The sequence below is a fragment of the Rhodococcus sp. P4_F5 genome, from assembly GCF_056401315.1.
The window spans coordinates 26,054-42,164 of sequence record NZ_JBFUJP010000011.1 but is presented as its reverse complement, the minus strand read 5'-3'; the positions used below and the strand labels follow the sequence as shown (position 1 = coordinate 42,164).

The following is a 16,111-nucleotide window of genomic DNA, read 5'->3' as shown; positions in this document are numbered from 1 at the left end:
CTGTCCGGCGCCGGTCCGGGATACGGGCCGGTCGTCGATGTCGGTGGTGGGCGTGTATGGGTCCACGGTATCGCGGGGGCCGGTCGAGGCGGGGGTCGGGCGAGGTGACGGGCTGGTGAACGGCTGGAGTGCCGGCGGGCGTCGTCGGGCTGGCCGCTACAGCCATTGGCATGCCTGCCGGTGTCGAGTGAGTGCCTCCGGGTCCGGGTGCTTGATCGGGTCCGACGGCACCCGAAGCGGCTGGTCGTGAAGGTCCGCGTACTCGGTGTCGCGCAGCCAGGGCGCCAGCTGAATGGTTCGCGACTCGGAGACGGTGAGTGCGCCGAGGTCGAACAGCGTGTGGATGTCGGAGCGGAGCAGGAGTCCGTTCCTCACGTGGTTCGTGTGGTCGCCGTAGTAGCGGTCGATGTGCGCGGCCTCCAGGACCGACGTCACGGCGGAGCCGGTGACGGCGCAGCTGTTGCCGTACGCCACGAGCAGCGAGTTCCGGAAGCGTGCCTGACCGCGCCGCAACGCGATCTGGCGCACCGCGCGGTCGCGCATGTCGTCGCCTGGGGAGTACTCGACGGTGACCGTCGCGAAGGCGGTGTCGTCGGCGTGGCTGCCGAACCGAGCGCGCAGAAAGGACTCGGCCGCGGGTTCGGCCACCGGGTTCGCGGGGGCGGGCGGTGCGTAGTTTCGGCCGGCGGCCTGTTGCAGCTCGCCCCAGGTCGCCGGGTGCGCGACGTCCTCGCTGACCAGCTCGAACTCGAAGCGGTGGGTGTAGCCGCCGGTGGCGACGTCGATCCAGTGCGCCGGCCGGGACTGGGCTCCGATGACGTAGAGCGACGAGGTCGCGCGGACCCAGGAGGTGAATCCCGAACCGGAGAGCCAGAAGAAGATGTTGTCGCCGGGCTCGATCTTCCTGAACGAACCGGGTTCCCGGACATCCCAGAACCGGTCATCGCGTGCAAATCCCCAGTGCTGAGGGGTGTCCTTGCCGATCTTGACAATCCAACTCGTCAACGCCCATGCGCCTATCCGGTATCGCACCGGGTGGAGGCATGTCCTGCAGCGGAAGCCTGTCGGGCCGTGCTCGTCTTGTTCGTGTCTTGCTGTCGTTCGTGTGTGGCGGCCGGATTCGCCGGCCGCGCGTCAGGTGCCGATGAGTTCCCGCAGAGCCGCTCGGGTTCGTTCGTCGGTGGAGTAGATGACCGTCCCGACCATTCCGCGGGTGAGCAGGACCTTGTAGACGTTGCGGACGAGTCGGTCGAATCGGAGGTCGCTGACCTTCTTCGAGTTCTTCATGTCGGGGTCTCGGTTCGCCGCATGGACAGTGGTGAAGTGGCCGTCGCGCCACACCAGGTCGGGCCCGAGGATCACGCCGTTCCAGTCGTACTCGAACCCCTGCGCGGTGTAGACGCATCCGACCTGGTCGAAGCCGCCGTCCTCCGTCGCCCACAGCGGAGCCGGCGGGGCATCGCCGATCCGCCTGTCGCTCTTGCTGTTCCAGGGCCTGGCCCAGCCGCCGATCGTGACGTCGGGGACCAGGCTGCCGTCCTTGCGGGCGTCGCTCCAGGGCCAGCAGTATCCCGCGGTCATCCGGGCGGAGTAGCCACCGTCGACCTGCTGCGACAGCAGGTGCTCGAGCTCCTGCGGGCTGTCGGCGACACGCACCGCGAACTGGGGGTCGCCCTTCCACGCGTACGGTCCGCCCTCGACGAGGCCGAGGAGACGTTTGACCCAGAGGACGTACTCCTCGCTGCCGCCGCAGCGGAACTGCTCGCCGAGGTGCACGTGCTGGGTCTCGAGACCCAGCGACCGGGCATGGCTCTGCACCTGTTCGAGCGACCCCATCTCGCCGGGCCGCACCACCTGGTGCTCGTCGAGGAGGAACACCGGAACCCGGGCCGCGGCGATGAGTTCGTCGATCTGCGGCCGGTCGGTGCGCAGTTCCGCCTTGGTGTACCGGTCGACCGAGGTCTCGCGAATGCGGTGGGCCTCGTCGAGGATCAGGACGTCGAGACCGTTGCGCTCCGCCGTCATGAACTGGTTGAAGTACTTGAACATCTTCTGAACTCGGGGTGCGCGGTGTCCGGCCACCTTGCGGAGTGTCTGGGTGAACGACCGGGATCCGGTCGCGTGCAGCACTGTTCGGCCGCGGCGGGCGAGCTCGCCGACCAGTGACAGCGCGATGACACTCTTGCCGCTGCCAGGCCCTCCGGTGACGATGACGACCCGCTTGCTGTCCGCGGACCGGGCCTGCTCGACGGCGTGCAGGACCAGGTCGACGGCGAGCTGCTGGTTTCCGAGCAGATGGAACTGTGGGCGGTCCCGCACCTCGGCGGCCGCAACCTTGAGCAACTGCTGTGACGGGGCAACCGCGGACCGCATGAGCGAATCGCCGGCGGAGTGGCCCGCGGCGCCGGTGGCGAGGCGGGTCCGCAGGAAGGCAATCATGTCGGCGCGGTCGGCGGCGGTGAAGAGCCGTCCGGTGACGCAGGTGGGGAAGGTGCGGAGGTCGGACACCGTCGCGGGGTCAGACGCGTTGTGCAGGTACGCCATTCCTGCCAACGCGTCCGGCTGGTCCGCGATCGACTTGGCAAAGTCCGCGAGGTAGTCGCAGTACCCCTTCACCTGGGCCACCGGGTGAAGCTTCGGCCCACCCGGCATCCCGGGTACCTCGACCAGATCCGGGTTGTCCTCGTACCGGTACGCGGACGACCACTGCTTCAACTCGACGACGACGTAGGAGGGCGCTCCCGATGAGGGGTGGGTGCCCGCCAGGACGACGTCGGCGCGTTGGGAGGTGAGAGGGAGGTGGTACTCGACCAGCATCTCGACGTCGCCGAGGTCGGCCTCGACGAGGTCGTGGGCCAGCACTGGCAGGCTTCGGCTCCAGGACTTCTGCTCGGCCGCGCTGGCACGGCGGCCGGTCTTGAACAGCATCTGTTCCAACAGTTGCTCCGCCAACGAATCGGGATGAGCGATGCCGGCAAGACGGTTCGCCGACGTACGAAGCAATGTCACGGTGGAGTCCCCCGGGCAGCACGAATCGAGTCGTGCGGGTGGGGGCATGTCCGTGGCTGTGAATCACAGCGGAAGTCCGTCGGGCCGCGGGGTGAAGACTATCGGACCCGCGGATTGTGGTTCGCTCGTCGCCTCGTATTTCGCTGCGACGGTCAGGTCGGTTCGTCGAATAGCGTCGGCTCGGTCGGGTTGCCGAACATGTCCGGCTGGTGGGGCTCCGGCGTCGGATCGGGTGCGCGGTGCCGGCCAGGCGAGTCGACCAGTCGCAGGGCCGCCCGCAGGCACTCGGTGGTCAGGGACCAGCCTTTGGCCTCGCTCTCGCAGAGTTCGAGGTCCTCCCGGTCGGGAGACCGACGCGCCGCTTCCTCGTGTCCCCGCCACTCCGCTTCCTGCTCGGAGCTGATGTGGATGTACTCGAGGAGGGTGTTGCGGTCGTAGCCGCAGGCCTCGGCGACTCGGCGGGCGCCCAGGGCTCCGGCGGCGTCCGGCCCGAGGTCGATCACCGCCATCAGGCCGGGCGGGAACTCCGGTTCGCACTCGTGCTCGGTGACCGTCTCTGGTGGGCGAAGGTAGGTGACCGCGCCGAACCGGGTCGTGAACTCGTCGTCGAAGGTGGCGAGGAACGCCGACATGCGTCCGAGCATGTCCTCCAGGTGCCGTGGGACGAACGGCTGCGCCATGACGTTGATCGAGGCACACAGTCGGTCCTCGATGAGGACGAACTTGATCAGCGGCCACTCGGCGTTGAGTTCGGCGACGACCTCCGCTGCCCGGGTTCGGTTGCTGATCCAGTGCAGCAGGGGAACCCAGATCTGCACGTAGGGCTCGGTCGGGTGCGCCTTCACGAACACGGCCATCTTCTCGAACCTCAGCTCGAAGTCCCCGTCGGCATCGGTGAACGGACGATCCTCGGAGTACCGGTCGAGGAATTCGCCGACGAGTTCCCGGAGATGGACGCGATCGCGCGGGAAGACGATTCCTTGGGCCGCTTCGGCATTGGGTTCCGGGTCCGGGGCGGCCGGGAGGTCCTCCCGGGAGTAGTTGGCGGCGAACGGAAGTTCGGCCGGTCGGCCTGTAGTGCCGGCCCGAAGGAAGCTCGGGTGCAGCACGTTCCACACCTCACGCAGCGCCGTCACGGACATCGCAGCCAACTGGTCCGCCCGTCGTCGCGGCTGGGCGACCCAGTAGAAGCGGAGTCCCTCGCCGTCGCTCGACCGATCGGAAAGCGCCCAGCCAAGGTCGACGAGTCGAGTCTCGGCAGCGGCGGTCGGTGCGTGCCGAGTCTCGGAGTCGCCGTTCGCGGGCACCCAACATGACACCCGGCCGTCGTTGACGAGGAAGCGAACAAGAGCGGTGTGGCCATCGCCGGTGCCGGGTCCGAGCGACTGCAGGACGAGGGACGCAGTGGTGTCCATTGCGCCGAGGTGGTCGGCGAGGCCGGACTGGAAGTGCTGCCAGGCGTGATCGACGGAGTCGTCGAAACTGTCGAAGTCGGACACAAGCCACCCCTCTCGCGGCCGAGCCGCGGTTGCGTCGCGATCGTCACCGATTCCGTCCCCCGACGTGGTGCGAAATCACGATATCGCGGGGCACTGACAAATCTGTGCCTCTGGACTACATCGGCTGGTGAACGGCTTTCCGGTAGCCGAGTGGCGGACGRCTTGAACAGTCACGGCGACAGGCGTTGCGGCGAAGCGCTGGATCGTTGCCCGGGATCGCGGGCGGCGGTGGGTTCCGGCCTGGTCCGGGCGAACGGCCGAAGATCTCTAGGTCGGAAGTCGGCTGCCCTCGTTGCTGTGCGCTCACGTGCCGCCGCTTCGGCCGTCTGTCCACCGGGAGTCCGAGGGGATTATGTCGGTCATTCGACCGACATAATCGTGGCAGGGCGGTTCATTACGGGGTGACTGAGGAGACTGAATAGTATTGTTCACGCATGCAGATTCGGCGAGTGTCGCACGCGACAGCCAGGTGTGAGCGAAGGCAATGCGCTGAAATCTGTCTCGCTTCGACAGTTCCCAGTGGCAAGTGACTGTATGAGATCCTCTCAAGCTTGAGGACTTTGGTTGTACTCGGAGCGCCGATTCGTGCCTGCCACAACGAGACTGCTCTGAGGGTATGTGGCGGATCGTAGGCACGCATACACGCGCAGCATTCCGCGCGCCTCGGTTTAGTGTCGCAGCCCGAACGGGATCATTGTCTTGACGTGGGTGGCGCTACCGGGAGGTCGGTGTCACCACCACCGTCAACGTCGTCTGAGATGCAGTGAGGGTGTTGAATGGCCAAGCATGACGCATGGCGACCTGCTCAACCTGAATCGAGACACGCCGCCCGGCCAGCAGCGCTCTTCGCTTGCTATGGCGCCGGTGCGTGATCGATCCAATAGGCTCTATTGATCCCGTGTGAGGTGGCATCGTGATACGCAATCCGCTGTTAGTTGAGGATGATGGCGCTGGCCGCGAGTCTGCTGGTGTCAAAACGGATTCCGATGTCTGACATGTCCGGAGGTGCGCAGCTCAGTCTTTCCCTGGCAGAAGATCCATTCGCGTACGCGGTATCGGCCCCGTGGATTGGTCGCCTCATTGATCTTGGTAGTCATGCCGCGAGTTGGTCAATCGCGAATCCTGGCCGACAGCTGGTGATCGCGATATCTGTTCCTGAACGGGGTTTCGCGGCAACTCTGATCGGTTGTGGCTGGATGATGGCGTCGTCGGCGCCGGCGCTGAAGCCTGTCCGTGAGACGGCTTCTTCGCTCATGTTCGGCACGCCCGTTCGTGTTGTTACGCCGGCGAAGGTCGTCACAGATTACTTCCGGGGCGTTGATGAGGAGCGTGACCGGCTATGTCTGGGCTACGAGTGGAAGCTGGACAAAATTCTGGCCATAACTGCGCTTTCGAAGCTGGCGGCACCGCGCAGTGTGCGAGTCGCGGAACCCGGAATTATTAGCAGGATGGCTGGCCTGGCTGCAGATTGGCCCGCACGTATTTGTGATCCGCCTGCTGATCTCGCGCTAATCGGCACGCTGCGGTGGCTACGTGAGGACATTGCCGGCCTTCTTGGTCGTGGAAGTGAACAAGAGTCGATTGCGAACATCCTCATGCCCGAAGATCTAACTGCCGCAACCTGGTCGACCCGTTTGTACGCCGCCGCTCGCCTCGAGGAGGAGCTTCCGCTCGCGCCAGGTCTGCGGGCTGTCGTCCTCGACGGGGCGACAGCAGTTAAATACTTGCCCGCGATTGAGTCGAACGTCGTGATTGCTGTACTGGACCGGAGCATTGCTGATCAGTCAGCAGCTGAGCTCTTGGTTCACTATCGGAACTCCCGGGGCGTGCCGCTGCTGCTCAAGCACGACATACGATGGACGCCGCCATCTGGGGTTGAAGCCTTGGGATTCTGGGTTGCGCTATGAGGCGGATTGAGCAGTTGAACGCTCGCTATCAAAGGGTGGCTGGACAAGTGGCCAACGGTGTCGAGGTGATTTCTGTGGGCGATCCCGTTAGCACACGCGTCGACACTGCTGTCGTCCAACTGTTGACGCTCACTCGAGCCGACGAGTCGGGGTTGCTTGAGGATCTGTTAGGGGCTGCCAAGGCACTGCGCTGGCGCCTGGCCACGAATCCCCAGCCTCTGAAGTACAGTCTGCCGCTCCGGCAAGTGGCGAATGACGTTGAGGGAGAAGCAGACACGATCCAGGCAGCCGTTTCGCCGATAGTTCAAAGGGTGCTCCAGGAACTAGCAGCTTCCGCGCGCGAGGTTGTGACCAACGACCCAGCTATTGGCGGTTTCCTCGTCGAGTCGATTCAGGAGGTGGGTCCAGAGAATTGTGTGGTGATAGCAGCCAGCGGGGCGGCTGCCGCTGGGCTCGAAAGCTGGCTCGGGCCGCTTGGTGTTGCCGTCCGAGTTGCCGGTCGGCTCGTGCATGATCAAGTCTTCGTTGATCAGGGCTATGCAGTGGGGCCTCCGAGCTTCTTCCCTTCGTCTATTGTGACGGCCCCGACGACAGAAGCGTTGTCCTATTTTGTTCCATCCTGGGTTCGGGATCGATCGATCCCTCGTTCGGAACTTGCTACGTACGCCGAATGCTCCGTCAAGGTCAAGGCGCGGATGTTCACTGTCGGCGATACATCAGAGTCATCCATGATAGAGATGACCTCCCACGTGGTCACGGAAGCCGACCTCGTACCGCAGCCGGTCTGGGCTGTGCCGGATGCAATAGGGAGAGAACCTAATTCAGACGAGGTGATAGCTCGTCGGGTTTTGCTGAGCGGTGGGTACGCGATCCTGCTCGATGACGGCGAGAGAATCCGTGCAGTCGACCCCGCACAGCCGGGGGGGGAGCGAGTTGCATATGTTGGCGTGCCCGAAGTTAGCCGAGGTACGTACTTACTGCTTCGCGACGGAGTAACGGAACGACGAGTACTCTACGATGCCGCGCTGAAAGTTATGGGTGATCGGGCGTCGGTGGCTGTGGCCTCCCAGGCGCGGTGGAAGGGAGAGCTGCAGTCCCGCTTGAACCAACATGGTCAGGCTGTGGTCGCGAGCGAGCTTGCCAAGCGGGGGCTTCGTACGCGTGACCGAGTGCGAGCCTGGATTGAGCCGACGTTGGCGCGACCCCAGAGTGACCGCGACTTTGAGATCCTGCTTGAGTGGCTCGGTCTGCCGACAAACCCAATCTGGAGCTTGGCGAGTGAACTACGCCGAGCGCGGGCGCGAGCGAGTGCCAATATTGCTAATCAGCTTGAGCAGGCCGTTGGTGCAGCTGACATGGTCGTCCTGGAGCGGGATGGTCATCTCCATCTCGAATTGGAGGCGGGGGGGTTCCGTGGAGTGGTCGCAACCCGGGTACTCGCGATATCGCCACACGCGGAAGTTGTTCCGAGGCACGATGCACGCGTGCCATTTGTGGATAGGGGTGCGAGATGGCTCGAATGATGCCCCCGTATTGCCCGCAGGACGCGCCGCCAGGCGAACGAGCACTATTCAATGCGCTGGCATCCAGCCCAGGTACGGACGACTGGATAGTGCTTCACTCTTTGGCAATTGCCTCGCACATACGACAAGTCAAGGGGGAAGCGGACTTTGTCGTAATCGTGCCCGCCCGCGGTGTTCTTGTCATTGAGGTGAAATCGCACTCCTCCGTTGAGCGCATGCCGGATGGCCGCTGGAAACTCGGCCTTCAGGCACCAAGTTTGCGAGGGCCATTCCAGCAGGTCAGCGAAGCGATGTACAGTCTCCGCGGCTATCTGACATCACGCCACGTCGACCTATACTCCATCCCTGTAATCGACGCCGTCTGGTTCACCCATGTCCGGGCTCGTACGATGCTGCCGCCGAGCCCCGAATGGCATGATTGGCAGCTTCTGGATTCAGGAGATCTGCGTTCTGGTGTCGACGTGGCTGTTCTCCGAGTTCTGGTGGCGGGGACTAATCATCTGGCGAGCAAGCTTACTGGATTTGGATATGGCGGGGTGGGCCCGGATGAGGCGGCATCGCGGCAGATTGCCTCGGTGTTGCGTCCGAGGTTTGAGGCCGTGACTGTTCCCGCTGACCTTCGCCGGGCCCGCGATGCGCAACTGTCAGCCTTCATTGGAGAACAATACGACGCGTTGGACAGCATGCAGGATAACCGCGCTGTCCTCTTCACTGGTCCCGCGGGGTCTGGCAAGACTTGGCTCGCGTTGGAGGCTGCGCGCCGGGAATGCGCACTCGGTCGTACTGGACGTCTTCTGTGCTTCAACCGGTTGCTTGGCCAACGACTGACGCGAGACACAGCAAACATTGAGGGACTCCGCACGGGTACCTTTCATCAGGAAGCGCTGCGGCTCGCCGACGTATCGGTGCCGGCTGGCGCCGGACCCGACTTCTGGGAGCATGAACTGCCCGAGCTCGCGCTTGAAGCACTCCTTGATCGGGGAGAAGGGGAAACAGCCGATTTTCTCATCGTGGACGAGGTTCAGGATCTCGCCCGCGGATCCATTCTTGATGTGCTGGATCTCTTGGTAAATGGAGGGCTTTGTGAAGGGCGAGTTCTGCTCTTCGGCGACTTTGAAAGGCAGGCGATCTACGAGATTGGCGACGGGCGAACTCTGCTGCGCCAGCGCCTGAATGAACCGTCGACATACAGTCTGAACGTCAACTGCCGGAACCTTCCGCGCATCGGTACAGTCGTCAAGAAGCTCAGCCAGATGGTTCCGGGTTACCGACGCTTCCGTCGGCTTGATGACGGCATCGATCCAGATTTCGTGACGTACCAATCCGGAGCCGATCAATCGGTGGCATTGGCCGATGCTGTACGTCAACTCAGGGACGGGGGCTATGGTTTGGACGAGATCGTCGTGCTGAGCCCTCGTCGGCAGGGCGCGACTGCTGAAACGACCACAGATCCTTGGCTGCGGCAGATACTCCGCGCGGCCAATGGAGAATCGCCGCGGCCAGGACAACTGCGATACAGCACGATCCACGCTTTTAAGGGCTTGGATGCGCCTGCGATCATTATCACGGATCTCGATAGAACAAACACGCCGAGTTTTGAAGCACTACTGTATATCGGAATGACTCGTGCGACAGATCGTCTCACTATCTTGATTGAGGCCCAGACACTGCGCGCTGCCTACGGAGGAAAGCTATGACAGGGGTCGACGCACGCGCGATCATGGAGGCTGCGGTTCGAAGGGAACTGTTCGGCCCTCCGGCCGACGAGTTGCCGCGCGGCAGGCCGCTGGATTGTTCTTCGGGGTCAGTACATTTCGATACGAGTGAAGATAGCTGGGGCCTATGGCATGAGGCCGACACCGGGCAGGAAATCCTGACCGAGTCCGACCCGCTAAGGCGCTACGGGATTGGGATCCTCTTCGCCGGCTCCGCCGCGCGCGGTACCGAACTCCTAGGCGAGTCTGGCCACCAGGAAGGCGACGAGCTTGCTGGCATTATCGGTTTGAGCGACAGTGGCGAAGCTCTATCCGAGCCGACTGTCGAGATTGAGGTAAAGGGCGTTGTAGCGAATAGGGGTGAAGCGGACGGCGATGACTTTGACCTCTCTGATGCAAACTCGTTCAAGCCGTCTGCAATGGCGATCTCCTTCCAGTGCGACGTCGTAGTGACGGGAACCCTGGCGGTCACCGTGGTCGGCGCCTACTACGACCGGATCTCTGTGAACTTTCCTGGGCTCCGTAAGCCGCGGACATGGTGGGTGCGCCGCCCGTTCGAGCTCACTGGAACGGTGCCGGGTTCCGTGCTGTTCGACGAGACGAATCGTCTGAAGACGATCCCGCTCAGCCCAATTGACGGTGTTCGTGTCGCGCCGAGACTCCAGGTCTTCAGTCGACCTGTGCCTGGGCAGCCCTCAGACTCGCAACTCCGCCTGGTCACCTTGGCGGTGCGCAACTCAGCACCAGGGAGCGGACCTTCAGCCGCGCTGTTTCAGATGGGGTTCCGGGCCGTGCCGGGAAACGGAATTACAATTACGCCGTATCCTGACGTCGAGCAACACGATCCCGACAAGGAAGAGCAGTCGATCGCGCTCCTTTACCGGAACTGCCGTACATATGCGATCGGACATGGCTGTGCCGCCAACTGGTCGGTCACCTTGGAAACGACTGCAAGTGCCGTTTGGGTCGATCCGCTTCCCGCCTATCAGGTTCTCAGTCTGACGCCGAATGTCTACGTGACCGCCAAGGATGGAAGTCGTCAGGCGGTGACAGTAAGCATGGATGAACTTGCCAAGGGGACTGCTGTCGGCCGTGCCCAGGTCGATACGGTTCTGAGGCTTTATGAGGAGTGGATCATAGCCCGTGAGGCCGAGATAAGCTCGTTGCTACCCCAATTCCAGTGTGCTGCCAAGCGCCATATGCGATTGTGCCGTGAGGCACTCGAACGAATGAAGATGGGGTGGAAGCTCGCGACGACTGACCCTGTCGCTGTTCGGGCATTCCAGCTAGCCAACCAAGCGATGCTGTACCAACAGATCCGCGCCAGTTTCGATCGGCGTGAGGTTGAGCGCATGAAGGATGGGCGCCTCTATATTCCGAGCCCCCATCCAGCACCGATCCCCTTGCCTGGCAAGGGAAACTGGCGTCCGTTCCAGATTGCTTTCGTGCTCGCAAGTTTGCCGGAACTCATTGACCCTTCGCTGCAGAGCCGGGACAGAGTCGACTTGATCTTCTTCCCGACTGGCGGTGGGAAGACGGAAGCCTATCTGGGCGCTTCATCGCTGAGCTTGCTCGCTCGACGGCTCCGAGATCGAGAGGATGCTGGAACTGACACGTTGATGCGCTATACCCTGCGGCTGCTCACCGCCCAGCAGTTCCTGCGCGCCGCTGCGCTCGTATGTGTTTTGGAGGATATTCGATCCAAGAACGAGGACGAACTGGGAGCTTCGCCCTTCGGTATCGGTATCTGGTTGGGTGGAACGTCGACACCCAATACCTGGGACCAGGCGCTTGAAAATCTCCGCCTGCTAAAGCGCGACCATTTCGCTCAGAATAAGTTCCTCCTCTTGCGTTGTCCGTGGTGTGGAACAGCGATGGGGCCTAAACCGAAGGTCAAAGGTGGGCAGGACGTTATCGGATATGAGCAGGTCGGCAAGAGGGTAGAGTTCCGGTGCCTCGACAGCGAATGCCGTTTCGGTGGCCGACGGAAGCTGCCGATTCACGTCGTTGATCAGGACATCTACGACTCGAGGCCGTCGATAGTGATTGGGACAGTTGACAAGTTCGCCATGCTGGCCTGGCGTCCTGATGCTCGTCCCATATTCGGGCTCGATGGTGACGGCACTCGGAAGGTCTCTCCTCCAGGTCTCATCATTCAAGATGAGCTGCATCTGATCTCCGGACCGCTCGGATCGATGGTCGGGCTGTACGAGCCTGTGATCGATGACTTGTGCACTGACAAGCGCGGCATTGACCCCGTGCCGCCGAAGATCATTGCGTCAACTGCGACGATTCGACGCTACGAGGACCAGATCCGTGGCTTGTTTGGGCGTGAGCACGTTGCACTGTTCCCGCCGCAGGGCCTTGAAGAAGGTCACTCCTTCTTCGCAGAGCCTGCAACTTTGGACGACGGCCGTCCTGAGCCTGGTCGCCTCTACCTCGGTGTTATGAGCGCGTCGCTAGGTTCGACCCAGACTGTCCAGGTCCGCGTAGCTGCCGCTACGCTGCAGGGTGCCGTCAGTGTTCCGGAGGAAGACCGGGATGGCTATTGGACCAATCTCAACTTCCTCAATAGCCTTCGCGAACTAGGGAATACCGTTTCCCTTATCCAGTCCGACATTCCGGACTATCTGACAGGACTTCGCCGCCGAGAGGGGCTGACGTCGCCACGCTGGCCGCGGACCCCAATGGAGCTAACGAGTCGTCGGCGGAGCGATGATATTCCGAAGGCCATCGAGCAGCTCCAGCTCAACTACGGTAGCCCGGGCTGCGTGGACATCTGCTTGGCTTCAAACATCATTGAAGTCGGCATTGACATTGACCGACTCGGTCTAATGACCATTGTGGGTCAGCCGAAGACGACCGCACAGTACATCCAGGTGAGTGGTCGGGTCGGTCGGCGCCCGGATCGCAGTCCTGGTCTCGTGATTACGATCTATGGTGCAGCCAAGCCTCGCGACCGCAGTCACTACGAGCGCTTCCGGACATACCACCAGCGGCTATATGCGCAGGTCGAGCCGACGTCCGTGACGCCGTTCGCAATGCCTGTACTTCGCCGGGCGATGCATGCCGCCGCGGTTTCGCACATTCGGCAGGTGGCCGGGCTTGGGTTGCCGCCCTACCCATTCCCGCGGGACGAGTACGACGAAGCTATCGAGCTCTTGCGCACCAGGGCAGCCATCGCGGACGCGGACGAGCTTCCTGCCCTTGAGAGGATGCAGCGCAAGCGCGCTGACGAGTGGCAGAGGTGGGACCGCACCGATTGGAGTGCCAATGTGATTGGGGGTGATCCGAAACAGGGGTTGATGCGCTATGCCGGAACACTGCCCGATTTGAGCGCGAAAGCAAACATATGGGACGTACCCACGAGTATGCGCAATGTGGATGCGGAGTGTCGTTTAGAGATATCGCTGGCATATAACCGCGAGGAATTTGTTGCGGATGAGGAGGGTAGGGAATGAGCTCGGGGAGTATCCGCCGCGCACAGCTGGTTAGCCCGTTTGGTGTCGGCGCCATGAGCATTCTGGTGGATGGTACCTCAGTCATCACGGCCGGCCTTGACCATTGGTTCGAGGTGGACGACTCCGCGATGCTGGAGCCAAGCGAGTACCGGGTTCAGGATTGGCGCTTGGAAGCCCGTTTGCGGGTGAGCGAGTTCCGTCTGCCACCCGATTTTCGGCATCGTCAGAAGGGGGCGGACCATAGGAACACCAACTTGAAAGTCCCTGTCCTCCGCTTCCCTCGGTGGTCTTTCTGTATGTACTGCAAGCGGTTGGAGCGCAGCCCTCTGACGATGGCCCAACCCGTCGAATGTCCTGACCCGAGGCATAGGCAGGAACCTGCCAGTGCCAAATGGAAGCCGCCACGGATGTCGCAAGTCCCCTTCGTTTCGATCTGCTCTCGGGGGCACCTCGATGACTTCCCGTTCCGTGAGTGGGTTCATCGAAGTCATTCGCCAACGTGCCAGGGCGTCCTCAGGCTTGAGTCTCGTGGGGGTGGCGGCCTGGATGGACAGGTAGTTGTCTGTGACTCAGGACACTTCGCGAAGGGTTGCGGTGCCGAGCGATCGATGGACGGCATCATGAACTCCCGCTGGGACAACCTGGGTGAGCACACATACCTAACTGACCAGTTGGAATCCAAGGACAACCCGTTCTATTGCGGAGGCGCTCGGCCCTGGTTGGCGGAGCTTGATGGGTTGTGCGGGGAACCATTGCGAGGTGCGTTGCGAGGTGCGGGCAACGTCTACTTTCCGAAGGTGGAGTCGTCGATTTACCTTCCTCGCCGGGTCGGCGCGGTTAGTGCCGAACTACACGACCTACTAAATCGTGCTGACGTGAGGCCGGTACTGCGGATACTGCACCGCATTTCCGGGGCTGATGTTACTGCAATGCAGATTCGCGAGGACCTGCCGTTTGAGTTGTTCAAGCCGGTCACGGATCGCGAGTTGCTTGCGGGTTACCACGACATGTTTGGTATTGGCGCCGAGCTGAAAGGCGGCGGGAGTATTGATAGCGACCGCGACGGGGATGGCGACGATGGTGGCGGGCAGGATCCAGATACTCTGACCGGAAACGACGAATGGCGCCATCCCGAATATCAGCTACTCCGTGAGAAGCCGAAGGATGACTATCTGACTGCTACGGACCCGGGCCTCCACGCTCATTTGACGAACGTCCTCGACCGGGTTCGTAGCATCGATGTGCTACGGGAGACGCGTGTGCTGCGCGGGTTTACGCGGGTGCGCGACGACGGCGTGAAGCTATCCGCGGGTAAGCACCTATTGCGCCGTCGGCAGCTACCGACCGCGAACGACTGGCTTCCCGCCTACGTTGTGAAGGGCGAAGGGATTTACCTGGAGCTCGATGAGCCGCGGCTTCAAAGCTGGGAGCGGCGGCTTGAGGTTATCGGACGGACGCAGAAGATCGGTGATCGGTATGATGACATCGCTCGGGTGCGCGGACTTCAAGAACGGACTATCAGCCCTAGATTTATCCTTCTACATACCCTGGGCCATCTATTAATCAATGAATTGATATTCACCTGCGGGTATAGTTCGGCATCCCTGCGTGAGCGCTTGTACATTTCCGAAACCCCGAGCCGTCGAATGGCTGGTCTGTTGATTTACACAGCAGCCGGCGACTCTGAAGGAACCATGGGCGGTCTTGTTCGAATGGCTCGACCCGACAGCTTTTGGTCGGTCATGGCAAGTGCAATGAGTGAGGCTCGTTGGTGCTCAACGGATCCGGTTTGCATGGAGGCCGGAGAGAAGGGGCAAGGGCCAGACTCGTGCAATTTGGCCGCTTGTCATGGTTGTTCCTTGTTGCCTGAAACGAGTTGCGAGGAGTTCAATCGGTTCCTGGACCGCGGGCTCGTTGTGGGTACTTTGGCTGACCCGAGTTTGGGCTACTTTTCAGATATCAGTGGTGGCTAGAAACGGAAGGCAGTGGCTTCGCCATGGCCGGCCTCCTCGCTGAGCATTGGTGCCAGTTTGCCGGGGCTGTCTAAATTTGGTTGACTTTCGGGTGTTGAGTGGGTCCTGAATGGAATTTCGATCGAGATTTAGCCTCGGCGGCCGCATTCTTGTGACCGACGGAAATAGCTTATGAGGTATGGACCGACTTTGATCATGATTGTTGGGACTATGCACTCGTGACCCCGTCGGGGATTGGACGTGAGGCGGCTCATCACTGACCAGGAAATTTCTGGCTAGGCGAGCTAGGTCTCAGGACCGGTTTACGCGCTTGTCGTATTGGCGTCGGTCATACTCGACCTTGATGGCACCGATGATGTCTGGTGGCCATGGTGCGGAGCGTGTCAGGCGATAATAACTCCTGACACGTCCATTCTCGCGCTGGTTGCGGTGTGAATAATCCCAGCCGATGTATCGCAAGTCTCGCAGGCGTCGCTGCCAGTCGTCTTGGAACTCTTTGGCACTCGCGACGGCGCCGATGAGGTCGGAAGGTATCCATACTCCGGGTCCGAAGGCGAGGAGCAGTTCGCCGATTCGGCGCTGAGGCTCGTCATGGGTAGCGGCCTGACGAATTTGGTCTGTATAGCGGTCGAAGGTCTTGAAGTGGTCCTTCTTGCCGCCGTTGCAGTCCTCACAGAGTGGCTGCAGGTTCTCAAGATCATTGGTGCCACCCCACGCTCTAGGGAGCTTGTGGTCGACGACGAGCCGGACCTTGTCAGTCAGGGGCGTGCGTCCGCACATGGCACAACGCTGAGGCTGCAGAACCTGTGCACGAACCCGTCGGCCAACTCCGGCGGTGGTTGCTGACGTGTGCTTCCGGCAAATGAGTAGATAGCCGGGCGCGCGTCCCGGTGTCTTGTCGATCCGGAACAGCGGGTAGAGCTCGCGGACGCGGCGGCCGCGTTGCGACTTGTTCATTCCGGATATTTCCCGGAGGTGGCTCTCAATCTCGCTCATGGTCGGGGGAGCGGAGCGCCGCTCGTAA

At 61.9% G+C, this 16,111-nt stretch carries 9 protein-coding genes; 5 read left to right on the top strand and 4 right to left on the bottom strand.

What is annotated here, in order from left to right; all coding sequences use genetic code 11:
* Positions 1 to 156: 156 nt before the first annotated feature.
* From AC1DU4_RS07515 to AC1DU4_RS07505, 3 genes are all read right to left on the bottom strand, one after another.
* Positions 157 to 1,005 (bottom strand): HNH endonuclease, encoded by an 849-nt coding sequence (locus AC1DU4_RS07515; protein ID WP_477838514.1) that lies wholly within the window; start codon positions 1,003 to 1,005, stop codon positions 157 to 159.
* 129 nt (positions 1,006 to 1,134) lie between these two features.
* Positions 1,135 to 3,009, bottom strand: a complete 1,875-nt coding sequence (locus AC1DU4_RS07510; protein WP_477838512.1) for a DNA/RNA helicase domain-containing protein — start codon at positions 3,007 to 3,009, stop codon at positions 1,135 to 1,137.
* Positions 3,010 to 3,161: 152 nt separating this feature from the next.
* Positions 3,162 to 4,508, bottom strand: coding sequence for a T3SS (YopN, CesT) and YbjN peptide-binding chaperone 1 (locus AC1DU4_RS07505; RefSeq protein WP_477838510.1), 1,347 nt, complete (start codon positions 4,506 to 4,508; stop codon positions 3,162 to 3,164).
* 935 nt (positions 4,509 to 5,443) lie between these two features.
* Between AC1DU4_RS07505 and AC1DU4_RS07500 the strand changes: the two genes are divergently transcribed.
* From AC1DU4_RS07500 to drmB, 5 genes are read left to right on the top strand one after another with little or no spacing between them, the layout of a single operon-like run.
* Complete coding sequence (locus AC1DU4_RS07500) at positions 5,444 to 6,415, top strand: hypothetical protein (protein ID WP_477838508.1); 972 nt, start codon at positions 5,444 to 5,446, stop codon at positions 6,413 to 6,415.
* Complete coding sequence (locus tag AC1DU4_RS07495) at positions 6,412 to 7,938, top strand: hypothetical protein (protein ID WP_477838506.1); 1,527 nt, start codon at positions 6,412 to 6,414, stop codon at positions 7,936 to 7,938. The genes AC1DU4_RS07500 and AC1DU4_RS07495 overlap by 4 nt, the downstream gene beginning before the upstream one ends.
* Entirely contained in the window at positions 7,926 to 9,635 is a 1,710-nt protein-coding gene (locus tag AC1DU4_RS07490) for a nuclease-related domain-containing DEAD/DEAH box helicase (protein ID WP_477838504.1), read from the top strand. Before AC1DU4_RS07495 ends, AC1DU4_RS07490 begins: the two co-directional genes overlap by 13 nt.
* Positions 9,632 to 13,114 (top strand): helicase-related protein, encoded by a 3,483-nt coding sequence (locus AC1DU4_RS07485; RefSeq protein ID WP_477838502.1) that lies wholly within the window; start codon positions 9,632 to 9,634, stop codon positions 13,112 to 13,114. Before AC1DU4_RS07490 ends, AC1DU4_RS07485 begins: the two co-directional genes overlap by 4 nt.
* Entirely contained in the window at positions 13,111 to 15,087 is a 1,977-nt protein-coding gene (gene drmB, locus AC1DU4_RS07480; protein WP_477838500.1) for a DrmB family protein, read from the top strand. Before AC1DU4_RS07485 ends, drmB begins: the two co-directional genes overlap by 4 nt.
* A gap of 291 nt (positions 15,088 to 15,378) precedes the next feature.
* Here drmB and AC1DU4_RS07475 read toward each other — a convergent pair whose 3' ends face one another.
* Positions 15,379 to 16,083, bottom strand: a complete 705-nt coding sequence (locus AC1DU4_RS07475; RefSeq protein ID WP_477838499.1) for an HNH endonuclease — start codon at positions 16,081 to 16,083, stop codon at positions 15,379 to 15,381.
* Positions 16,084 to 16,111 lie beyond the last annotated feature (28 nt).